The organism is Cellulosilyticum sp., assembly GCF_982396655.1.
This window is the reverse complement of record NZ_CEVXFV010000062.1, coordinates 1-21,935: the sequence shown is the minus strand read 5'-3', so window position 1 is coordinate 21,935 and position 21,935 is coordinate 1. Positions and strand designations below refer to the sequence as shown.

Below are 21,935 nucleotides of genomic sequence, written 5' to 3'. Positions count from 1 at the left end.
TTCCCATTTGTAAGTCCAGCGTGTGAATAATTGTTTGTTTAAATGTAATACTCATGTGTATTCCTCCTCAAAATTATCTTTTATTTAGAAATTTTTTCTTTAAGTTTGCTTATTTTACTATTCAACACATCAATTTTAGCCTTGTCGCTTTTAATGTACTCTTCTGATTTAGCTATTTCTTCCTCATGGAATTTAATACGTCTCTCAAGTTGCGTGATTCCCTTTTTAACCATATTTTCAGTGTAAGGAACTGCTACACATACTTTCTTACCATGAATATCTTGAAGGTGTTTTGCTTCTTCTTCTGAATAAATACCAGCTTCATTAATGTACGTTGTATATCCGCTTCTATTAGGTCCCCACCATGTTTCTACACCATCATTCTTTGTCCATTTTGTGCTTTTTACTAAGTAATCCAAAATGTACACCTCCTAAAAATCAACTTTTATTTAAAATTCCATAATGCTATCTAATGTTTCTCTGTCTAAAACCTTAATTCTAGTACCTTTCATTCCTAGACTTTTAGTTTCAACTATACCTGCAGCTTCAAGCATCCTCATTGCATTAACTACAACACTTCTTGTAATTCCTGCTGAATCTGCTATGTCCTTTGCAATTATTGTTTTTTCTTTTGATTCCCCAAAATCACCTAATACTGCTTTACAAGCTTCAATCTCGCTATATGATAAAACCCTTTTTAATCTATCTGATACGTTCACATCTATCTCCCCTTTACTTCATATGTGTACTTAAAATTGTTTTTCTGTGTAAACAACGTTTAGTTGGTTGTGATTCCTTACGCTTTAAGAACTCTTTATAGTTCTTTTCATCTTGCTCTTTTCTGTACTGTATGTAACTTTCGCAATTACTGTGGCATCCTAGATGCCTTTTAGTACAATCTTTGCACTCACACATCTTTCTCACCACCATAACCAAAAATTGATTTTATTTAATTTCAACTTTTACTAATTTATACCCATTAGATGATCCACTTCTTTTGTGATATACAGAACTGTATAAAGCATTTAATGTTATACCTGCCCATTCTGCAACCTCAGTAGAATTACCAACAAAAATAGGTAACTCATATTTATCAGGTGTAACAGCCATATAAAGCTTTTCAACCATTTCTATTTACCTCCTTCCAAATCTTTAATCTTTTGCATAAGCTTTTGTATTGTTACTATGTACTTTTGCTCACGTTCTTCTGCTGATTCAAAATACTTTCTAATTTCCTCATACTTCTCATCCATTTTTAACACCTTCTTTCAGCATTACTATGTCACTGTACATGATGCATCCATTTTTTGTCCTAAAGAAATTATTGCAAACATCAATAACAACTTCTTTTTTAAGAACTTCACTTGGTTGTCCACTAATCTGTTCTAGCGTCTTATAAGTAGCAATCATTCCTTTTTTTATAACTTTTTTATACATATTAATTCTGTTCAAAAATGCAAACGTATCTTGAATATCTTTTGTTGTTAACTTTCTATCTGTATATCCAATAAGTTCTCTTTGTTTTTCTGTTATCCACATTGTTACAGTGCTTGTTTGAACATTTTTATTGAACTCATATGTTAATTGTCTTGCTATCTCGCATATTGTTGATTCTAGATCAGCTTGTGAAATTTCCAAAGCTCTTAATCGTATAGCTTGGTTTGTAAATTCTCCATAAAACTTTGGATATATAAAGCGAAGTTGTTCTTTATGCAGATATCCATTACTTTTATTTAAAGCACTATATAGCCTTCCTATGCTTATAAAATTATCTTCAGCAGCTTGTTTTACTGTTACGTATCTTCCTACTTCATCACCAGTTTCATAGTCAACCTGTATTATTCTTTCAACAGGTACTTTTTTCATTTTGTTCACTTCCCTTCAAATATTCTTTTGATTATTCCATAAGCTTCTTAACTTTGCTTATGCTTTCTCTTGCCATCGCCAAGTCCCTTATTGCACCTTGTACTCTGCTTATTACCTGATGGCTTACTTCTGTTTTCACTACTTGCTCTACAAATTCGATTCTAGCTTGTCCTAGCTTCTTATCTTCTTTTTCAAGTGCTAGTAATTGTATATTTAACTGCTCCTGCAGTTCTTTCTTCACTTCTTCTTCAGAACGTTTCATTTCTCACCGCCTAGAATAGTGTTAATTGTTCTTCTCCAAATTCATCAACCACACTCTTAAACTCAACAGATTCGTTTGTATTAGTTTTTTCTGACCTTTGGTTAATATTTGTACCCAAGTATGGCAAAAGGCACTTAGAACAGTTTTTGTTGCATTGTACGTCTATCCCTAAATAACCTACCTTGCTTTCTAGTTCACATGCCTTGATGTCATAATTTTGTAGCCAATGATGAATGTATTCTAAATCTACCGACCTTCCGCCTATATTTTTACTTCCTTCTGCTATTCGTTCCCAAACAAGCATTTAATCACCCGAATAATTTTCTATACCATGGACGCTTTAGTTGCTGTATCAAATCGTCCTTTTCTTCAATAAGCTTGTCCTTCTCATGAAGTTTATAATCTTTATCGATTATTACTTTTTGAAGTTCTAAGTTTTCTTGTTTCAATGCAATATTGTCATCTTGCATCCTATTGTATTCTTTTGAAAATGCTGCATTACTTTTTGATAACTTCTTAAATTCACTTTCACAAGTTTCAAGATTATTAGATTTATCACGTAACTCGCATCTAACTTGTCCTAGTGTTTTTGTTAGTTCAATGTTTTCATTAGCCTTTGCATCTGCTTCTTCAATAGCTTTTGCCAATTGCTTATGAAGTCTATCAATGTTTGCATTCTTTTCTGAAATAATTTCATTTACTTCTGATTGTTCAACTAGTGCTGCTGCATTGATCATTGCTTGAGCACAACGTCTAACTTTTCTACTGTATTTCATACAAAATCCCCCCTGGATTAATCTACTTTTTATTTATAACTGCATTGGCCACTTCAACCTTTGCTTTTTCTACGTCCTTTAATCGCTTATTAGCTGATGCAAATCTACTAACTATATAAGTAATACTCTTGCCACTCTTATTAGCAACTTCTGCTGCCCAATTAATAACTGCATCTACGTCTTCAGCTTTAACTTGGTTCTCCACTATCAATTCCCCCTTTTATTAATGTTCTCTTATAAACCTTCTGTTAGCTCCTGTAAGTTTAATTCCATAAGGATCTATCATTTCAAAAATTCTACTTCCAATAGCTTCATCAACATTTTTAATATCTGATACACTTAATTCACTTGAAAGTATTGTTTTTTTCTTATTAATGTACCGAGTATTTATAATGTCATAGCTTATTTGAAGTTCCTGGACATTATATGTGCCGTCCTTATTCTTAGCTAACTTAAGAAAGTCATCTATATATAAGACATTTACATTCATCCATTCAGAAAGTTTTTTGTTATAAGTTTCTTCATTGAACCTACATGCTATAAGAACTTGTATGTCGCGTCTATAATTGAAGTATTTATGTATTACTCCTTTTTTCAAGAGCTCATTGCATATAGCTATGCATATATGAGTTTTCCCTGTCCCGCTCTTTCCAAAGAAACCAATACCTGTTGCATGTTCATCTTTCAAAAAGTCTTGTGCTAGTTTATACATCTTGTTAGCTTCTTCTGTATCTCTTTTAAACGTTTCGAAATTCTTGCTTTGATATTCTTCTATATCTAATCCTGTTCTTTTCAAACTTTTTTGTAATTGCTTTTCCAAAACACATTTACATGGTTTTGTATATTTATAGTACATACCTACTGCATCTAATGCCGGTATCTCTTCCCCATCATCTGTTATTACTATGGCTCCAGAGTCCTTGCACAATTCACAAGCATATTTTTTAGAACTTGGTTTGTAATTCTCATCCTTTATACGTTCCATTGCTTCTCTAAGATGAGCACTTTTCATTAATGACTGATTCACATGTTTACCTCCTAATATGGAATATATGGTTCATCTTGTTTGTTACTATTATTAACATCTAATGATTCACCTTTATATTGATTTAGGTAACCTTCAAATTTCTCAGCACTAAATAATGTAGATGGCCTTAAATAATCTTCAAATCGTGTACCTTTCCATTTGTTGTACATTGTAAAGATTACTTTCTTAAAATCATCAAGCTCATATCCTTCCTTTAACCTAGCATTTATTAATGATTTAGTTTTAGAAGTAGTAGCCTTGTATTTTTTGCCACATATATTGTTTAGATAATCAATAACACAAACGACAATATTATTATTTGTATTATTAATTGTATTATTAATAACTGTATTATTATCTACAAAGTTTTCTTTAATAGGGGTATTAAAGTTTTCTTTAATAGGGTATGCAGAAATTTTTATATACCTATTTAAAATTTCTTTAGTACCTTCTTTATAGACAATTTCACATGTTATATAGCCTTTATTCCTAAGCTGGCTTATCCAATTTGAAATTGATGTTTTACTTACACCATATAACTTAGAAAAATATTCATTGCTTGCCCAACAATAACCTTTTTCATTACATAAAGCTGTTATTTCGCCATATAACAGCTTTGAGTTTGGTGTTAGATCATCATCATATCTAACATTTGCTGGAATGATTGCATAGTATGCTTTTTGTACTTCTTCCATTTGTACACCTCGCGTCTATTTAATTATCAAAATGCAATTTCATTTAACTTCATATATGTTTCTACGCTCATAAATTCAGTTCCACATTCATCAATCACATGGATATGTGTATCTGATATACATAAAATCGTATATTCCCATCCGCCAATTTCTATTGGAGAAAATCTTTTTAATTTTTCTGTATCAAATACGAATTTGCCATTTATTTTTTTTAAATTTTTCATTGTCTTGTCTCACTTTCTAGTTTAAAATTAATATGTTTAATATTTTTGTTAGGGCCTTAGTAGTTGCAGCTACTTAATGGCTCTTTTTTCATATGTAGCTTTCACGCCTTATACCATTTTTATTAATGGTAATTTGCTTTCTTCTAGGCTTGTCCTTTTTATCAGAAGATTTCATGAAGTCAGAGCACATACCGCGGCAACATGTTCTGTCTCCACATAATTTGCAGATATTATTCATTTGTAATCACCTCTATTCTTTGGTTTATGTGCCAATCATGAATATAAGTTGATGCAACTAATCCTATTGATACAACTATCCAAAATAGTATTGCGAATAATAAAGCTTGTCCCCACTCAACTAAAATTTTCATTTGAATACCTCCGTTTATATAGCTCCATATTTAATAGCCATATCTTTTACAACAATAAGGTAACCTTCAATAAGCTTTTTATCTTCAGCTATGATGTCAACTTTTGTAAGCTTATCTCTTTTACTTTTAGAAATGCCCTCTTCTGCCATACGTCTTCTTTTATTCATCAGTCGTTGTTCTAAATTGACTCCAAATCTTTTATTGAGAAGTTCATATGCTTCTTGCCTGGTTTCCTGGTAGATATTATGAGTGCCTCCTCTATGTGTAGCAATCTTATTAATTAAAGTTTTAGTATCTTCTCTCCATGAATGTGTATCAATAGCAACAACATCCTTTATACTTTCAACTTTTTTATTTACAGCTTGTACTTCTTCTTTAGCTTCTAAAGCATATGTTTTAGTTTCTTCAATTTGTTGCTTCATTAACTTAGATTGTTCCATTTGATAAATAATGATATCTTCCATACTCATAGGAGCTTGTGGCTTATATCTCAACATAAAGTAGTCATCTATCAATTGATCATGGATTTCCCAAGCTAGGTCGGTGTCCATGATTTTAATTAGTTTTGAGTAGCCTCTTTCAGAAAGTAAATAAATATGCTCTGCTTGTGTAATTGCTTGCTTAGAATATCCAAGTTTCAACGGGTCGAGCAGGTCGGCACGTTTCTTTAAGTCAATAAAATCAATATTCTCTTTAAAACGTTTAATGTTTTTTGTTATAGCTTCTCGTACATGTTTATTTTGCATATTATGTATTTCAGCTATTGACTTATCAGACATAACTTTATTGTTATTTCCAAAACCACCAGTAACAATTGGTATATTGACGTTATTAAATTTTTGTATGCCTTCAACATATAATTTAACTGGTGTATTATCACCACTTGTTAGTGCATTATAAAATTCTTTATTCATATGTATCCCCCTTCGCTAAATCAGATTATTTTTTACTATTTATACATTTCTTCAGGTATTAAATCATTTGGTGTTATTAAGAAAACACGGCATAATGAGCAAATTATATTAAGGCTTGGATTATATATGTCTTCCTCTATTGCGGTTAGATAAGTCCTGCTTATACCTGTTAACAAGCTTAGCTGCCTTATGCTCATTCCTTTTTCTTTTCTGTACTGTTCTAGTTTTAACATTAGCTATCACTCCTTTTATTTGTCATAGCTTTTTAAGCTATGTATTAAAGAAGTTGCTTTTCTAAACTAAATAGATCTCCAGCAGGTACACCAAATATATCAGCCATTTTACCTACTTCTGTAGATGTAAAGTCTTTAAGTCCTTGCTCTTTATGACAATAACTTGTTAGGCTTATTTCCATCTTGTCTGCCATATCTCCCTGACTGTACTCATTGTAAATTCTGTATGCCTTAATTCTTTTTAAATTAACTCCCATGCTATCCTCCTTTATCTTTTACCCTATCAGAGGAAATATATATTATATTCCTCTAACAGATGAAGTATGATTAAATAATAATCCTCTAATAGAGGAATGTCAATATTTTTTTAAAAATAATTATCATATTTTTTAAAATCAAACATATAATAGTTAAATTTAACGTTGTATATCTAATATCAAACATAGTATAATTATCATGGTGATAAAATTGAAAAATAAAAGTGAATTTGCAAATAGGTTAATGCAAAGAAGAAAAGAAATCGGATTATCTAGAACTGAATTAGGAGAAAATATAGGATTTTCTTGTCAACAAGCAAACAAAAACATTTATAATTATGAGAACTCAATAAGAGAACCAGAGTATGCAACTTTAGTTAAGATAGCTGAAGTATTACAATGTTCAACTGATTATCTTCTTGGAGCAACAGATAATCCAAATAAGTTTTTAGGTACTATAAATGGTTCTAAATATGAAATTGAAATGAAAGACGATGCAAAAAATAAACCATATGACAAAGAACAATTTGAAGACCTAATACGTCAAATTGAACAAATGCGTTCTAAAATTGATAGACTTATGGAAGAAAAATAGAGCCTTAATTAATGCTCTATTTTTTTTATGTATAAACTTGACAAATGTAATGTAAGTATACTTGCAGTCTTGAATTACTAAAAATTCTAAATTAAAATTTAAAAAACAATAATTTAAAAACTTTAAACTATGTTGAAATAAGTTTTAAAGATTGTTATAATTTACTTATCAATCGAATATATGTTCGATAAATCAGGGGTGATTTAGTTTGGATTTATCAGGAATTATTACTTGTATTAAAGATGGTAAAGTTATTTATACTGGAAAGGATTGTGAATATGGCTACTGCAAAACAAATAGAAAAAGGAAAATGGAGAATAGACGTTTACAAAAATGGAATGAGAAGAACATTCAGAGGGAAAAGCTCTAGAGCTGTAGAAAAAATGGCAAGAGAATGGCTTAATGATATAGAAGAATATGGGAAAGAATTAAGGAAAGATAAAGTTAAATTACATTCATTAATGTTAGAACATCTTCTAGTAAATGTAAAAGATTCAGTTAGTTTAGGAACATTTGAAAGATATATGAGTATATATAATACACACTTCAAAGATAGTCTATTCGGAGATATGGATATAAAAAACATAACTCAGGTACAAACACAGAAATTTCTTAATGACAAGAAAAACCTTAGCCCAAAAAGCATTAACTTGATAATTATACTTCTTAATAATACGTTTAAACACGCTATAGCAAATAATCTTATACGAAACAATGTAATGAATGATGTTAAAATACCAAAAAGCACATATAAAGAAAAAAAAATAGAGGTATTTACTAGAGATGAGCAAAAGCTATACTTAGAAGCTTCTTCAAATAGCTTTTATAATTTATTGTTTATAACCGCACTAAGCACAGGGATGCGAGTCGGTGAAATAACTGCTCTAAAATGGAAAAATATAGACTTAAACAAAAATATTATACACGTAACTAATTCTACTAGATTGGTAATGAAGTATGATGAAGACGGAAATATGATTGAGAATGAACTTGTTACTGGTGATACAAAAACAAAATCAGGAAGAAGAGATATACCAATCAGTATATCATTAAGTAAATCTTTAAAAAAACACAAATTATCTACAGGATCAAATGATAAAGATTATGTTTTTAAAAATACAAAAGGCGAGCAAATAAAATATGATAGTATAGCTAAAGCTCATAAGCTAATATGTAAAAAAGCAGGCATACGAATAGTAACATTTCATTGTTTAAGACATACATTTGCTACTAGAGCAATTGAAAGTGGAATTGACTATAAGACTGTTTCTGAAATACTAGGTCATTCTAAGCCAAGTACAACTATTAATCTATACGTACACAGCACAAACGATAGTAAACGTGAAGCTGCTGAATTAATAAGTGAATTAATAAGCACCCTCTAAAAAGAGGATGCTTTTTTTATACGACTACGTCAATATTACGTCAATATGAATTTTATTAACATAGGCCTATATATCATAAGCCTTGATAAAGCTGGAAGCGGGACTCGAACCCGCGACTTGCTCATTACGAATGAGCTACTCTACCAACTGAGTTATGCCAGCACTACGCTTGTTATTATAAAGGTATTGTCCTTTTTTTTCAAGCCTTTTATGTAAATTTATATAATTTTAACAATAATTCAATTTATTTTATTGATATTTTTTTAGCTTGTTTCATATATATAGTTCATAAAATGATATATATATCATTAGAAAGGTTGTGTAACTGTGGCCAATTATATGCTGAATTATAACCGCGATAAGGCGTTGGCTTATGCTGAAAAATGGGCACTTAAACGTAATCCTGCTTATGGAAGCTTTAATGGTATAGGTGGGGATTGTACCAACTTTATCTCTCAGTGCATTTATGCTGGCTGTGGCATTATGAATTATAAACCAGACTACGGTTGGTATTATATTAGCATGTATAACCGCGCACCTGCTTGGACAGGGGTAGATTTTTTATATAGATTCTTAACTACTAATAAAGGAGCTGGCCCCTTTGCTTCTGTTTCTGATGTGCAAAATATTATACCAGGCGATATCATCCAGCTTGGTGATGCTGCTAATCGTTTTTATCATAGCCTCTTTGTTCTTTCCGTGGGTGATTACAGCTATGATCAAATCCTTATTGCCACCCACTCTGTAGATGTCTATGGCAAAGCGCTCTCTGCTTATGACTTTGCCCAGGCACGATTTCTTCATATAGAAGGTGCCAGAAAGTAATTTTGTTAAAATACATAAATTCCAGTTTACTGTCCTATGTACTGGCATCTAAACTGGAATTTATAGATTATAATTATACTTCACAAATAGGCATATATAAATCTTCTATGGATACTCCACTTGAAATCATCCTGCCTGGCGATACAATATGAAACATTGGATATCTTTCTTCTTTCCCTTCACCGTTAACATAGAGTTCAAACCGCTTACTGACACTTATCCAATCAATTAATTCTTGTCTCGTTTTCAGCCAATCTTCTGCTTTATCAATATCTGCATCTAAGCAAGAGGCTACTGCAAAAAGGCCTGACGGTAAATCACAAATTTTAAAACCCCCACAATCTTTTACATCTGCATACGCTGGCAAAGCATAAAACCATTCTCTTACACCTCGTCGTTCATTGTACCACATAAAATCACGTGGATATAATTCGCCTTTCAATGAAGCATGATATTTACTAAACCAATTATTAAATGCTTCAAATTCTTTCTCTGTCTGAAGTGGACCTGAATATACTGCTTTCATTTTTGGTATCTCAATAATCCTAACTTTTATCAAAATATCACCCCATTTAGAATTAACTTGCTATCCTAGCTTTTTTTCTTGATAGAACCTTATCACATATTTTATTTGTAGCCCAGATTGCAATGATTCCCACTAAAGATACAATTAAATATGCCCAGTAACAATCATGCAGCACCTTATCTCCCTTACTTAACCAATTAATAAGTTTCTCTATAGAAAAATAACCTAATCCTATAGCTCCTGGTACCAATAAGATCACGTGACATAATGAAACAACTAAACAGATACAGCCATATACAATCCCATATTTCTTAAACACCGTGATAATATAGAGATTTTTAATAAACCCTCTCCTACTGTCACTAAACTCTAATTCCTCATCCTCCATATGCTCCCCTCCTTAAGTATAATTCTATATTTTTTAATCAATTCAGGCAACTTATTTTTTACTTATAAAAAAAGCCACTACACCTTGCTAGCGACTCTTATAAAATGATTTCACAGGACCAAAAACTATGCATAACTAAAATTTATAAATGTGAAATCTATATAAATGTGAAATCTATATCACGCTTAATCTAGCACGATAAATCACATGTTCACAAATTACCAAGCCGTAGCTAGATGGTCGTTAATTCAAAAAATGCCTCATCTGCTCTTTCTTTTACAATTAGCTTATCTTCTGTTCTATCTTTTAATGACGCAGTCACTGTATATTCTTCCCAACCATTTTCTTCTTGTCCAAACCAACAAATATTAAAGCTACGTGCTACAGGCTCCATAATGACTGACTTGATTGTACCAAAAAAGTCAGCATAATAAAAAGCACTCATACCTTCTGGATACTTTTTAAGCAAGAAAGACCTTATGTCTGTTTCTTTTAAAAGCGAATGACTTTGTGTAAATTTTTCAAGCTGTTTGTAACGTACCACTGAATTTTGCATAGCCATGGGTTCTTCTTTTTGGAAAGATGGAATCACAATGTGATTTGTGCCATATAAATACTTCTTGTGCGTTTCTGGTCCAATCTCCTCATAAACTGATTGGCCATTCATTGTTTCGAATAATACCCCTCTTCCACTGGCATCTGCTAAATATAAATTGATATTGAAGGCTATTGGCATCTCTAACGCTAATTTTAAAGCTTCCTCTACATCTTTGCAGTTTTCCAAGAGACTACGAATAACCGCCCAAAATTGAAGCCCTTTTATAGCTGCCCCCCTCATTTCTGGCATATTTCCCACCGGTAAACCGCAAGATGACATAGCGACTGCAAGGCCACATTCATTAATACCTTCGCATCTACCAAATGTTGAAACAGTGCCTGAAATATGTGCATACTGCCCCTTAGGTATAGTGCGGCAGATTGCAAGGTCTTCTTCTTCCAAACTAAATTCATAATTTCTGGCAAGCCTCGTATGTCCATCTGCCATTTGCTCCCCTAATACAATAAGCCCAGAGCATCTTGGCACTAAGTAAGTCATCCAAGTATAACCAATATCCCTTATTTGCATTCCTGATTCCTCTTTATAACCTTCTAACTCTTCACGAATCCCCGGACAATACGTATCATATAGTTTTAGGGCCTCTTCTAGTTTCTCCTCTGTGAAAAATTCAGGTGCAGGCATATAAAAGCCCTTTGTACTTTCCTTCTGTGCTAGTTGCTTTCCTATTTCATAATGCGTCCCTTTTACCTCATAATAATTTACTTTTTGTGTTGTCATAGAATATTTCCTTCTTTCTTATCTTTTGGTTACATTCTATCGCACACCTTTTATTTATTCCTGTCATTCCTTGCTTAGATTTGACAGATTTATTTTTCTCTTACTGGAATCCAAATTTCACTTACATAATCTAAAGCCTTCGTATCCCCTAAAGCATACATTTCAATATTATAGCCTGCAGCTATTTCATAATTTGGATGGCCAGGCAGCCATTCTCCATAAATCTTAGTATTTAAAGTCTGTAATGCCTCAGGCATAGGTCCCACACATCTAAATTTTGCCCAAGTAAGCGCCGGTATCTCTACGACTTCCAATCCTTCTGGAACTTCCTCGCCCTTATAATTACCTGCTATTAAGTATCTAAATTGCTTGCACTGTTCCCCTTCTTCTATGCCTATACCATACATCCCTATGGAACAGTTCGGTAGCACCTTGCAATACTTGTCCATATAACATTTACAGTACTCCTCCCAAAAATCTGGAATATGCCCAAATGCACTCTCATACTGAAAGTTTCTTCCCATGCCTATTGCCTTAAATGCTCCCATTTTTTCTAATCTATAATCCATCTGATTTCCCCCTTTTATGGACAAACTAACTTGTAACGGCAAAAAAACACATATCTTATGCGGCTCATTCTTAAGCTGCATAGGTGACACCCCATGAAAGCGACTAAATGCCTTTGTAAAGCTTTCTGGTGTATCATACCCATACTTATAAGCCAAATCAATAATTCTCTTCTCCCCCTTAATCACCTCCAACGCTGCCAAGTACAGCCGTCTATTTCTCACATATTCCCCCACAGTATAACCCGTAATAATCTTAAACCCTTTCTGAAAATAAAAAGGCGACATATACACACACTTCCCAATATCCTCTGCCGTACATCCTTCAAGTAAATGTTCTTCCATATAGTCAATAGCCACTCTAAGTGCTTCTATCCACTCCACGCTTTTCCCTCCTTGCCTATAACTTATCCATCTTATTTCATTATCCTCTATTTAAATATTACTTTCAAACTAAAATAAATTAATATAAATGACATCTTATATATGACGCATCATGTAATTTATCTTGTGGCGTATCTTATCATTTTGCTATAATTAAACAACGTTAACCTCAATCAGACTTATACTTTTATAAGTTTATAAACTAAAATCTATCAAAATAAAATTGGAGGAGTTGCATGAAAAACGCATTAAAAATCATAGGTATTATATTGCTGGTTATGATAATCTTGATTGTGATTTTGTTAATATGGTTGTTAAACAAACCTACTGTACCTAATAACTATTTTAATACTGTTAAAACTGGCGGTGCAATTGAAGCAAAATACATCAAAATGGGAAAGCATTCTGTTTCTAACACTAAACTTAATGTAATGGAAAATTTTAAGTCATATGAAATCTGGTATCCTAGTGAAATCACCCTATCTGACAAGAAATTTCCAGTCATTATCATGAATAATGGCACTGGCGTAAAGGCCTCTAAATATAAAGCCTTATTTGAACATCTGGCATCATGGGGCTTTATTGTCGTCGGAACAGAAGAAGAATATTCCTGGAATGCCTTTTCTTCTGAAATGAGTTTAAGATTGATGATTAAATTGAATGAGAACGCGCATGTACCAGCTTGGGATACGAACCCTTTTTATGGCAAGGTTGATTTAGAGCATATCGGCGTTGCTGGGCATTCTCAAGGTGGCGTCGGTGCAATTAATGCTGTAACCGATACAAAACACGCAGACATGTATAAAGCAATATTCGCTGCAAGTACAACCAACAAGGAATTGGCTGATGCTTTAGAATGGGACTTTGACGTCACACAAATCGATATCCCTGTATTCCTCTTAGCTGGAACAGGTAAAATAGATTCAGAAACTATCTTGCCTTTGCATAAGATGCATGCGTTATATGAAGATATACCTTCAGACACCAAAATTATGGTACGCAGAAATGACGGTGACCACGGCGATATGCTCTATTTTGCCGATGGCTATATGACCGCTTTCTTTATGTGGCAGCTTCAAGGCGATATAGAAGCCTCAAAAGCCTTCATTGGTAACGATGCTGAGATCCTTTCAAACAATTATTATCAAGATATAAAAAAGAATTATTGATAACCTTAATTTGACATAGCCAATTATAATTCACCAATCTAAAAAGCCGCTGCATTCCCGCAGCGGCTTTTCCACAAAGTAACTCATTAACTTTTCTTTTTTCTCTTCTTCCCTCCCAGCACTTTCTCTAGCTGCAGAGGGTATGTTATAGGAGACTTCTAAACGAACGTCTACAATAACACTATTACCCGATGAAGCTTGAAAAACGTGCTCTTACTTCATCTTCTCCAATGATTTGCATGATTGTATATAAATCAGGTGTATTTGTTCTATGTGTTAAAGCTGATCTTACAGCACCAGCTACATCTGATACCATTCCTTTGAAAGCTTCTGGCTCTTTTTTATAAGCTTTGCGGTCTGCTGTATAGCCATTTGCTACAGCATACGCTTTAAGTTCTTCGAACCATGTTTCTTGGTCAGTATTGAAGTTATAAACTTCTTTATAACCTGTGATAATTTCTTTTGCTTCTTCCACTGTTACTGTTTTTGGAAGTTCTACTTCTGTTTCATCTTTGAATAATTCATTGTAGAAGTAGCAGATTTTTTCTTTTACTTCAGACCATTTTCCGAAGTCTTTACGTGGTTTTGGACCTTCTTTATCAATATTAAAGATTGCTTTTGACATTTCTTCATGTTCTGTTACGATGTCATACATTTCTTTATCAAATTCTTTTGCCCATGCTGTGTAAAGTGTATAAACTTCTTCTGCTGGCATTTTTGAAATAACATCTTTACTTACGTCATTTAATTTAATAAGGTCAAAGAGTGCCCCACTTTTACTCATTTTATCAAGTGCTACTGGGAAGTCTAAGTAATCAGCTTTAGGATTTTCCATACGCCATTCTTCAAATGTAGAGTTGATGATATTTAAGAGGTATTCTACTACTGAAGCTCTTGGATATCCTTCTTCTTTATAGTAACTTACAGCACTTTCTGGGTCTTTACGTTTTGAAAGTTTACGTTTAGAATCACCATCTAATTTCATAACGTTTGGAATATGTGCATATTCTGGCCTTTCGAAACCAAGTACATCAAAGAGTTGTACATGGATTGGAAGTGATGATAACCATTCTTCTCCACGGATTACTGTAGTTGTACCCATTAAGTGGTCATCAATTGCATGTGCGAAATGGTATGTTGGAAGCCCATCAGCTTTTATGATAACAACATCTTGTACGTTTTCTGGGAATGATGTTTCACCTTTGATAAGATCTGTAAATTGTACACGCGCTTCTGCATTTCCTGGTGATTTTAAACGAAGGATATATGGCATACCTGATTTGATTTTTTCTATCGCTTCATCAGCTGATAAGTTTCTATAGATTGCATATTCACCGTAGCAACCTGGTGTTACTTTTGCTGCCATTTGTTTTTCACGCATCGCTTCTAATTCTTCTGGTGTGCAGAAACATGGGTATGCAAGGCCTTTTACGATAAGGTCTTTTGCAAATGTTTTATAGATTTCTTCACGTTCACTTTGTTTGTATGGACCGTAAATACCTTTTGATGTTTCTTGGCCTGTCATACCTTCATCAAAGTCCATACCGAAGTTGTGCATTGTTGCAATTGTATCATCAATTGCACCTTCTACTTCTCTTTTTTGGTCTGTATCTTCAATTCTAAGGTAGAAGATTCCGCCGCTTTGGTGCGCAACTCTTTCACTAACAAGTGCTGCAAATACACCACCAATATGTTGGAAACCTGTTGGACTTGGTGCATAACGTGTTACTTTTGCGCCTTCTTTTAATGCTCTTTTGGGATACATATTAATATAGTCTGCTGGTACCTTTGTGATATCTGGGAAAATTAAATCTGCTAATTGTTGTAAACTCATGTTTCCACCTTACCTTTTCATTTGTATTTTCTATTTATAAAAGCCTTCCACCCATACGGGTGAAAGGTTACTTACATATTTTTATATCTTCCTTATTATACCTACCTAAATGTTTCTTGTAAAGACTGGCTAATCTAGTACTTCCTTCTTCTCTTTACGGTTTTCTTTTTTCTCTTTTTTAATTTCTTTTTTACTAATTAAATTAATAATACGTTTTTCATTTTTAAGTTTTTCTTCACTTTTATCTTTTAACTCATTTTTATACTTTGATTTGTTCTTGTCTTTTGACTTACTTTTAAGTTTTAATTCGCCCTTTATCTTAGAGCTCCCTTTAACTTTCACTTCATCTTTAAGCGCCTCTTTATCTTCAATTTCACTTCTTATGAGACGTCGTTTTTCTTTTAATTTTCGTTTGCTTGCATCTTTTACGGAAGCTGTTTCTGAAAGTTTACGGGTCTTTTTGCGCTTTGCCTTTGTCGTTGTTCGTGCGAGTTCTTTGATTTGCGCAATACGTACTAAGCTTTCACTATCTAAATCTTTTTCTTCTTTTTCATCCTTTACAAGTGGCATTTGAATTGGTTTGACACGCTCTAAAACTACCTTCAGCTTATCATCTGTACAAATCTCTTTGATATTGATCAGGCGTTCCTTCAGCTCCTGATCATTTTTGACAAATGTTTCATTACGGAGAGCTGCTATGACCATTCCAATATAACGTAAGTCTAAACGGTTGCGCACTTCTTCTTCCATACCTGCTTGCCTTACGCTTTTTTCTAATAAATTATGGACACGCACTTGGTCTTCCCACATTTTTTTATTGTATGAATGAAGAATGGATTTAGGATTTTGCACATAATGATAATACACACCTGGTTCAATTTGCACGCCCTCACTTTTTAAAAGAGACTGTACCATAAACACAAGGTCTTCCATAATCGTAATGCCTGGTTCAAAATGCAAATTATTTTCTTCTATAAACTGGCGCTCAAATAATCCACGCCACACACACCCCATAATGTACACATATCTTGGAATAATATCGTCCATACCTATCATATCTGGAATAATCTTTTTTCGCACCATTTCTGCATCTAATGCTGTTTCTTTAAATGCGAAACATTTAGGGCTGCTACGCTTTTTAGTGTCTTTATAGTAATTACATAAACAAATCGGATACGGTGACTTTTTTAAACCTTCATAAAGCTTCTCATACATGTTCGGTTCTAGCCAATCATCTGGGTCCACGAAGCCAATATACTTACCCGTTGCTACCTTAAGACCTGTATTTCTAGCAAGCGCTACGCCTGCATTCTTTTTATCAATTACAACCACACGGCTATCCCTTGCCGCATACTGTTTACAGATTTCTAAGCTGTTGTCCTTAGAACCATCATTGACTAAAATAACTTCTAATTTTTGATAAGTTTGATTTAAAATTGAATCTATACATTTCTCTAAATACTGCTCCGCATTATAGATAGGAACAATAATACTTATACAATCCACGCTTTTTCTACCTTCCTTTTTATATGCTCTTACTATTATTATATAGTACTTCCTATAAATTTATAATGAATCTTGTCCCTTTTTTCCTATTTTTAACACTACTCAACCTTCCGGTTAATAATATCTGAGAACTCTAAAGCACGCTTATATACGGTGTCACCTGCACCATCAAAATCATATTCTAAATACGGCGTATTTTCATCTTCAAATGCTGGAAGCTCTATAATAAATTTGCTGCCGATTCCAACTTCACTCTCAAGCTGAATTGTGCCATTGTGCTCTTTTACAAAGTGTTTTACCAGTGATAAACCGATTCCGCATCCTTCTTGCTTTCTTGTAAATGTCTTATCTGCTTGTCTAAAGCGCTCAAATACTACCTTCTGTTTCTTTTTAGGAATACCAACGCCTGAATCCTCAACGATGATTTGTACTTTATCCTTTTTATCCTTAATGTTAATAAGGAGGATTCCACCAGGTCCTGTAAATTTCACAGCATTAGAGATGAGATTTAAAATAATTTTTTCTATCATTTCCACATCACAGGCAACTACCTTTTCTTCAACATCCGTATCAAATTCAAAGGTAATGTCATTTTCCTGAATATAAGGCAGTACGGAATTACTTATATCCTCTACTAAACTTACAATATTATAATTCTGCTTATTGGTTTCATAAAAACCTGCTTCGATTTTTGCCATACACATAAAATTATTGACAAGTTTTAAAAGTCTTAACGCATTTTGTTTCATAATATCTGTATAACGTTTACCTTTTTCATCTTCACGTCCTATCTCCTTACAAAGGTCCCCTATATAAATTTCCAGAGACTGCAGGGTTACAATAATAACATTTAAAGGTGTACGTAGTTCGTGAGACACATTGGCTAAAAATTCGCTTTTGACCTTCTCTAGTGCCTTTACTTCTTTGATAATATTACGCTCTGAAATGTCCCTGACAACGGACATAATCATTGCCTTATTATTTAAAGTAAACTTATAATCTGCTACCTCCACTGGAATCAGTCTACCATCTTTAGTCCTATAATCGGTTTCATAAACAATTTTTTGCTCTTTTAATAACGTTTGTAATAATTCCTCATAACTTTTGCCCTGTCTTGTATCTTTATTATCTAAAAAACGATTATCAAGGTCCGCCAGACTCATTTGTTTGCACTCATATTCATCATAGCCGAAGTTGTCACACGCTGCCTTATTGAACTGATTAAAATGACTATGCACATAATCTTCTGAAAAAGGTACAATGAAAATAGCATCTTGAATCCCCTGAAAAAGCTGATAGAATTTACGCTGACTCTTCATTAAATCTGTATAGGTAATCTTCTCTGTCGTAATATCCTTACAACATACGACACTGCCTATTTTTATGCCTTCCTTATTGAGAATCGGATTAACATCTATTCCCATCCATATAAAATAGCCATTGCGATGTTTAAGCCTTAGTTGAAACTTCGCACTTCCCCTATCAGGTTTTAAGCTATCAATCATTTGATCAATATGCAGCAAATCTTTATCATGTACATAATTTCTAAGCTGATTTATTTTTACTAAATCCTCGTCATAGCCTAAAATGCATTTAAAACCATTATTACTATAAATAACATTTCCTTCACAATCCACCTTCTTTAGCACATATGGTGTATTATGCAGTATTTCATCTACTAGTGAAAAACTTTCATTTAATTGTCTTAAACTCGTGTAATAATATATCAGCATAATCCCTATTGCTAGTAAAACATAGGTTATGCTATACATGATACCGATTATAAGACGTACCTCATTAAACTTATTCCATATATTAATTACAATAAGCATGACACCATGTGCAAGCAATGCGCCACCGAAAATAGTTTTATTTAATCCATGTTGTTTACCATATAGTAGCAATATAATGGCAACTATTATGTACCAAATACCAAAGAAAATTGTAAATTCTTTTAATTGCCCACCAGTTATAGCCATTATAAATATCAATATACCCAGTGTTTCAAAAAATATTTTTTGAAAACTATAAACCGTTTTCATTTTTCTTGTTTTCTGTATTATCAGCCTAAAACATCCAACAATTAAAATACCTTCTCCTATATAATACATCCAATGACCAATGAATCCTATGTCATAATAATTACTATAGTATCCAATAAGCCCACCTAAAATTCCAATTGCACAGATACTTGTCCCTATAAGCCATATTATTAAGGTTTTATCCTTTTCATAAATCCACATTGCAGTAAATAATATAATAGTTGATATCATACTCGCTAACAAGATCATACTATATAAACTTAAATAATCCATTTTTTACACCCCATATAATTTTTTTTGTAAATATTAGGCAAATATTTTTTCTGTTTATATTATTTTGCGATTAGCACAAACTATATTATAGCGAAAAACAAAGACAAAAGGGGATAAAAAATTGAAAAATTTAAAATTTTATTTAAGAACGTTGTTTTTTATATCATCTTTTTTTATATGCCCACTAAATGCCTGGGCCGAAAGACCCATTCCAAACTTCGTTATTGAAAATGAAGTGACTAAATCAACGGGCCAGGAAACAACAACTGCTGTGGAGCCTAATGAACAAAGCCTAGGAGAACAATTTGTACCCGTGTTAGAAGAACTCTTTAAAAATCGTAATGCATGTATTCTTTGTTCTGATACAGAAGGCCTAAAATCTCACTATAACTTAAACATTAAAGTCAGCCTTTGGGCATATGAGAGTGAAGCTCAAAAAATAAAATATTTTGAGAACTGGGGCGAGAAACAAGGCATCAAATTTGATAAAATTGAATCTCAGATTAAACTCAGAAAGGTAAAGGAAAAAGAACCTGGTTTATACGGTATTCTCTGCTTTAATGCCACTGAATTTACTTATAGTTACTTAGATCAACCAGATGTCCCTAATACTTTTCGCCTTGGTACCTCTCACTATATTAACTTAAAAGAAGATGGGGACCATTATATTATTACAAAAGAGTGGTACACGGATCCTTTCGCTGATTCTTTAAACCTTGAAAATATTAAATCAGATCAAATCAGAAATTATATTATGGCACAAAAAGCACCTGACTATAAACTAGATGAACGCACCCAATGTGCTGTAGACTATGCACATAAATACTGCGGCGTAAGTACGGACAATGAGTTTTTATTTAAATATAATAAAGCTTACAAAAACTTTAATCCTGATGGCGGAGATTGTGCAAACTTCGCCTCTCAAATCTTATATGAAGGCGGGAAATTCCGAAAAAATGGCACCTGGAATTACTGTGACCGTAATGGTACAAAGGCCTGGGTCAATGCACAAGCTTTTAAAAATTATATGGTAGGCAGCGGACGTGCTGGCTATATTGCCAAAGGTACCTATCAAGAAATTTATAAAGAAGCCTATAATCTGCGCCCCGGTGATTTTGTTGCTTATGAGAAAAAAGGAAAAATCGTTCATATCTCCACAGTCACAGGCTTAGATTCTAAGGGTTATCCACTTGTTACTTGCCACAATACTGACCGCCTCCTAGTCCCATATGATTTAGGTTGGAGCAACAAAAATATCCGTTTCCACCTCATCAATGTATATTACTAGGAGTGGGGCTTAAAAAATAGGGCCGCTAGGCACTTGGGCACATGCATTCTGCACTCTCCGTAATTTGTGAGGATCTAAGTTCGAAGGCAGCCTGCATGTGCCCAAGTGCCTAGCTCTGTTTTTTGAGACTCCTAGGTGGGGGAAAAGAAAAGTTAATGGGTTATCATGAAAAACACACTTCTCTTAAACTTATATTTGCATGAGTGCAATTTTGTACATTGTTAATATCAGCTCACTTCTATTAAACTTGGCAATATAATGAAAGAGCAGATTCTAGGAAAACTAGAATCTGCTCTTTTTGTCTCTTTAGTTTAGGGTTTTATTATATTCGTCTAGCGCTTCTACTACGGCTTCCATAAGTTTTTGCTGGTAGCCTTTGTCTGAAAGCATGCGGTCTTCATTCCAGTTGCTCATAAAGCCCATTTCAAAAATAACAACGGGTACTTTAGACCAGTTAAATCCAGTCATATCTCCGCGCTCAAAAATACCATTCACTTTAACACCTTTGCCTTCTAGTGTCTTTTTTAAAAGTTGGGCATAATCATAACTTGGTTTATAAATACCTGCAGTATGCGTGCCTGCTTTGGAAGGTACAATAAGCACTGCGCCACTTTTTCCGCCATTGCCGATACTGTCGCAGTGAAGTCTAATCGTCATATCAGCCTGTGCCTTATTTGCAATTTCTGCCCGCTCTACATTGCTGACATTCACCTCATTAACTTCTCTTGTCATCACCACTTCATAGCCCTTTTGCATCAGTAAATCTTTTAAAATAAGCGCTGCCTCTAAGTTTACAGCATACTCTGGCTTTTTCGTTGCTACACCTGTTGTCCCTGAAGCAACTCTGGCTTTTTTATTTTCTGAACCTGGTGCAATAGGTTCGCCCTTAGGATCACCTTTAGCTTGATGCCCCGGGTCAATACAAACTACAAAATGTTCCTTCGCCCATATGCGTGGTACACTGGTTATACTCATTACCACCACCAATAAAATATAAATTGCATACTTTAGCTTCTGCTTTGTTGTCATTTTCACTTTGTTGCCTCCTCTTATGCTTATAGCTTATTTATATGCAATTTTTATTATTTTACTCAATTTAATGGGGAAAATAGGTATGAAAAAAGCACCCCTATTGGAGCAATGTCATTAAGTTAAGACATTAATTAGGTATCGTCCAAAAAATAATCAAGTAC

The 21,935-nt window shown here is 33.4% G+C and carries 30 protein-coding genes and 1 tRNA gene; 5 read left to right on the top strand and 26 right to left on the bottom strand.

The features are described from left to right. Nucleotides 1-80 precede the first annotated feature (80 nt). The 17 genes from AC1VAQ_RS18280 to AC1VAQ_RS18200 all read right to left on the bottom strand — a co-directional run bounded on the left by AC1VAQ_RS18280 (nucleotide 81) and on the right by AC1VAQ_RS18200 (nucleotide 6,625). Complete coding sequence (locus AC1VAQ_RS18280) at nucleotides 81-419, bottom strand: hypothetical protein (protein ID WP_479904322.1); 339 nt, start codon at nucleotides 417-419, stop codon at nucleotides 81-83. A gap of 30 nt (nucleotides 420-449) precedes the next feature. Further along, on the bottom strand, nucleotides 450-719 hold the full coding sequence (locus AC1VAQ_RS18275; RefSeq protein ID WP_479904321.1) for a helix-turn-helix domain-containing protein: 270 nt from the start codon (nucleotides 717-719) through the stop codon (nucleotides 450-452). Nucleotides 720-732: 13 nt separating this feature from the next. Next, nucleotides 733-915, bottom strand: coding sequence for a hypothetical protein (locus tag AC1VAQ_RS18270; RefSeq protein ID WP_479904320.1), 183 nt, complete (start codon nucleotides 913-915; stop codon nucleotides 733-735). 30 nt (nucleotides 916-945) lie between these two features. After that, on the bottom strand, nucleotides 946-1,128 hold the full coding sequence (locus AC1VAQ_RS18265; protein WP_479904319.1) for a hypothetical protein: 183 nt from the start codon (nucleotides 1,126-1,128) through the stop codon (nucleotides 946-948). Between the two features lie 2 nt (nucleotides 1,129-1,130). Next, the gene (locus AC1VAQ_RS18260; RefSeq protein ID WP_479904318.1) at nucleotides 1,131-1,253 is read right to left on the bottom strand and encodes a hypothetical protein; all 123 of its coding nucleotides are present in this window, start codon (nucleotides 1,251-1,253) and stop codon (nucleotides 1,131-1,133) included. Next, the gene (locus AC1VAQ_RS18255; protein WP_479904317.1) at nucleotides 1,246-1,875 is read right to left on the bottom strand and encodes a hypothetical protein; all 630 of its coding nucleotides are present in this window, start codon (nucleotides 1,873-1,875) and stop codon (nucleotides 1,246-1,248) included. Before AC1VAQ_RS18255 ends, AC1VAQ_RS18260 begins: the two co-directional genes overlap by 8 nt. Before the next feature lie 22 nt (nucleotides 1,876-1,897). After that, nucleotides 1,898-2,128: a hypothetical protein gene (locus tag AC1VAQ_RS18250; RefSeq protein WP_479904316.1), complete on the bottom strand. Its 231-nt coding sequence runs from the start codon at nucleotides 2,126-2,128 to the stop codon at nucleotides 1,898-1,900. A gap of 10 nt (nucleotides 2,129-2,138) precedes the next feature. Then, nucleotides 2,139-2,432 (bottom strand): hypothetical protein, encoded by a 294-nt coding sequence (locus AC1VAQ_RS18245; protein ID WP_479904315.1) that lies wholly within the window; start codon nucleotides 2,430-2,432, stop codon nucleotides 2,139-2,141. Nucleotides 2,433-2,436: 4 nt separating this feature from the next. Beyond that, nucleotides 2,437-2,904 carry a hypothetical protein gene (locus AC1VAQ_RS18240; protein ID WP_479904314.1) on the bottom strand — a complete coding sequence of 156 codons (468 nt, stop codon included), beginning with the start codon at nucleotides 2,902-2,904 and terminating at the stop codon, nucleotides 2,437-2,439. Nucleotides 2,905-2,926: 22 nt separating this feature from the next. Then, on the bottom strand, nucleotides 2,927-3,109 hold the full coding sequence (locus AC1VAQ_RS18235; protein WP_479904313.1) for a hypothetical protein: 183 nt from the start codon (nucleotides 3,107-3,109) through the stop codon (nucleotides 2,927-2,929). An 18-nt stretch (nucleotides 3,110-3,127) separates the two neighbouring features. Continuing rightward, complete coding sequence (locus tag AC1VAQ_RS18230) at nucleotides 3,128-3,931, bottom strand: ATP-binding protein (RefSeq protein WP_479904312.1); 804 nt, start codon at nucleotides 3,929-3,931, stop codon at nucleotides 3,128-3,130. A gap of 11 nt (nucleotides 3,932-3,942) precedes the next feature. Next, entirely contained in the window at nucleotides 3,943-4,626 is a 684-nt protein-coding gene (locus tag AC1VAQ_RS18225) for a conserved phage C-terminal domain-containing protein (protein ID WP_479904311.1), read from the bottom strand. Nucleotides 4,627-4,652: 26 nt separating this feature from the next. Beyond that, nucleotides 4,653-4,850, bottom strand: coding sequence for a hypothetical protein (locus tag AC1VAQ_RS18220; protein WP_479904310.1), 198 nt, complete (start codon nucleotides 4,848-4,850; stop codon nucleotides 4,653-4,655). Between the two features lie 230 nt (nucleotides 4,851-5,080). After that, complete coding sequence (locus tag AC1VAQ_RS18215) at nucleotides 5,081-5,221, bottom strand: hypothetical protein (RefSeq protein ID WP_479904309.1); 141 nt, start codon at nucleotides 5,219-5,221, stop codon at nucleotides 5,081-5,083. A 14-nt stretch (nucleotides 5,222-5,235) separates the two neighbouring features. Then, nucleotides 5,236-6,135 carry an ORF6N domain-containing protein gene (locus tag AC1VAQ_RS18210; protein WP_479904308.1) on the bottom strand — a complete coding sequence of 300 codons (900 nt, stop codon included), beginning with the start codon at nucleotides 6,133-6,135 and terminating at the stop codon, nucleotides 5,236-5,238. Nucleotides 6,136-6,170: 35 nt separating this feature from the next. Next, a complete protein-coding gene (locus AC1VAQ_RS18205) occupies nucleotides 6,171-6,368 on the bottom strand; it encodes a helix-turn-helix transcriptional regulator (protein WP_479904307.1) in 198 nt (65 codons plus the stop codon). A gap of 44 nt (nucleotides 6,369-6,412) precedes the next feature. Beyond that, entirely contained in the window at nucleotides 6,413-6,625 is a 213-nt protein-coding gene (locus tag AC1VAQ_RS18200) for a helix-turn-helix transcriptional regulator (protein ID WP_479904306.1), read from the bottom strand. Nucleotides 6,626-6,836: 211 nt separating this feature from the next. Here AC1VAQ_RS18200 and AC1VAQ_RS18195 point away from each other — a divergent pair, with 211 nt between their 5' ends. Then, nucleotides 6,837-7,220 (top strand): helix-turn-helix domain-containing protein, encoded by a 384-nt coding sequence (locus AC1VAQ_RS18195; protein ID WP_479904305.1) that lies wholly within the window; start codon nucleotides 6,837-6,839, stop codon nucleotides 7,218-7,220. A gap of 278 nt (nucleotides 7,221-7,498) precedes the next feature. Then, on the top strand, nucleotides 7,499-8,605 hold the full coding sequence (locus AC1VAQ_RS18190; protein WP_479904304.1) for a tyrosine-type recombinase/integrase: 1,107 nt from the start codon (nucleotides 7,499-7,501) through the stop codon (nucleotides 8,603-8,605). 89 nt (nucleotides 8,606-8,694) lie between these two features. Here AC1VAQ_RS18190 and AC1VAQ_RS18185 read toward each other — a convergent pair. After that, nucleotides 8,695-8,767: transfer RNA gene (locus AC1VAQ_RS18185), tRNA-Thr, on the bottom strand. A 165-nt stretch (nucleotides 8,768-8,932) separates the two neighbouring features. On the opposite strand from AC1VAQ_RS18185, the gene AC1VAQ_RS18180 reads away from it, so the two are divergent. After that, nucleotides 8,933-9,430, top strand: coding sequence for an amidase domain-containing protein (locus AC1VAQ_RS18180; RefSeq protein WP_330697640.1), 498 nt, complete (start codon nucleotides 8,933-8,935; stop codon nucleotides 9,428-9,430). Between the two features lie 73 nt (nucleotides 9,431-9,503). Here AC1VAQ_RS18180 and AC1VAQ_RS18175 read toward each other — a convergent pair whose 3' ends face one another. The 4 genes from AC1VAQ_RS18175 to AC1VAQ_RS18160 form a co-directional block, all read right to left on the bottom strand. Further along, complete coding sequence (locus tag AC1VAQ_RS18175; RefSeq protein ID WP_303244262.1) at nucleotides 9,504-9,956, bottom strand: hypothetical protein; 453 nt, start codon at nucleotides 9,954-9,956, stop codon at nucleotides 9,504-9,506. Between the two features lie 52 nt (nucleotides 9,957-10,008). Continuing rightward, nucleotides 10,009-10,344, bottom strand: a complete 336-nt coding sequence (locus AC1VAQ_RS18170) for a hypothetical protein (protein WP_302600012.1) — start codon at nucleotides 10,342-10,344, stop codon at nucleotides 10,009-10,011. 232 nt (nucleotides 10,345-10,576) lie between these two features. Next, nucleotides 10,577-11,680 (bottom strand): C45 family autoproteolytic acyltransferase/hydrolase, encoded by a 1,104-nt coding sequence (locus AC1VAQ_RS18165; protein ID WP_303244261.1) that lies wholly within the window; start codon nucleotides 11,678-11,680, stop codon nucleotides 10,577-10,579. Nucleotides 11,681-11,769: 89 nt separating this feature from the next. Further along, nucleotides 11,770-12,630: an AraC family transcriptional regulator gene (locus AC1VAQ_RS18160; protein WP_302600010.1), complete on the bottom strand. Its 861-nt coding sequence runs from the start codon at nucleotides 12,628-12,630 to the stop codon at nucleotides 11,770-11,772. Nucleotides 12,631-12,866: 236 nt separating this feature from the next. Here AC1VAQ_RS18160 and AC1VAQ_RS18155 point away from each other — a divergent pair, with 236 nt between their 5' ends. Then, the gene (locus AC1VAQ_RS18155) at nucleotides 12,867-13,799 is read left to right on the top strand and encodes a poly(ethylene terephthalate) hydrolase family protein (RefSeq protein ID WP_303244260.1); all 933 of its coding nucleotides are present in this window, start codon (nucleotides 12,867-12,869) and stop codon (nucleotides 13,797-13,799) included. 184 nt (nucleotides 13,800-13,983) lie between these two features. On the opposite strand, the gene gltX is transcribed toward AC1VAQ_RS18155, so the two are convergent. The 3 genes from gltX to AC1VAQ_RS18140 all read right to left on the bottom strand — a co-directional run bounded on the left by gltX (nucleotide 13,984) and on the right by AC1VAQ_RS18140 (nucleotide 19,454). Continuing rightward, the gene (gene gltX, locus AC1VAQ_RS18150) at nucleotides 13,984-15,633 is read right to left on the bottom strand and encodes a glutamate--tRNA ligase (protein ID WP_479904303.1); all 1,650 of its coding nucleotides are present in this window, start codon (nucleotides 15,631-15,633) and stop codon (nucleotides 13,984-13,986) included. A 129-nt stretch (nucleotides 15,634-15,762) separates the two neighbouring features. Further along, nucleotides 15,763-17,139, bottom strand: a complete 1,377-nt coding sequence (locus AC1VAQ_RS18145) for a glycosyltransferase (RefSeq protein WP_302600007.1) — start codon at nucleotides 17,137-17,139, stop codon at nucleotides 15,763-15,765. Nucleotides 17,140-17,237: 98 nt separating this feature from the next. Beyond that, a complete protein-coding gene (locus AC1VAQ_RS18140; RefSeq protein ID WP_303244259.1) occupies nucleotides 17,238-19,454 on the bottom strand; it encodes an ATP-binding protein in 2,217 nt (738 codons plus the stop codon). Between the two features lie 121 nt (nucleotides 19,455-19,575). Between AC1VAQ_RS18140 and AC1VAQ_RS18135 the strand changes: the two genes are divergently transcribed. After that, on the top strand, nucleotides 19,576-20,742 hold the full coding sequence (locus AC1VAQ_RS18135; RefSeq protein WP_479904302.1) for an amidase domain-containing protein: 1,167 nt from the start codon (nucleotides 19,576-19,578) through the stop codon (nucleotides 20,740-20,742). 306 nt (nucleotides 20,743-21,048) lie between these two features. Here the strand turns inward: AC1VAQ_RS18135 and AC1VAQ_RS18130 are convergent, their stop codons facing one another. Continuing rightward, nucleotides 21,049-21,771 carry an N-acetylmuramoyl-L-alanine amidase gene (locus AC1VAQ_RS18130; protein ID WP_302600013.1) on the bottom strand — a complete coding sequence of 241 codons (723 nt, stop codon included), beginning with the start codon at nucleotides 21,769-21,771 and terminating at the stop codon, nucleotides 21,049-21,051. Nucleotides 21,772-21,935: the final 164 nt, after the last annotated feature.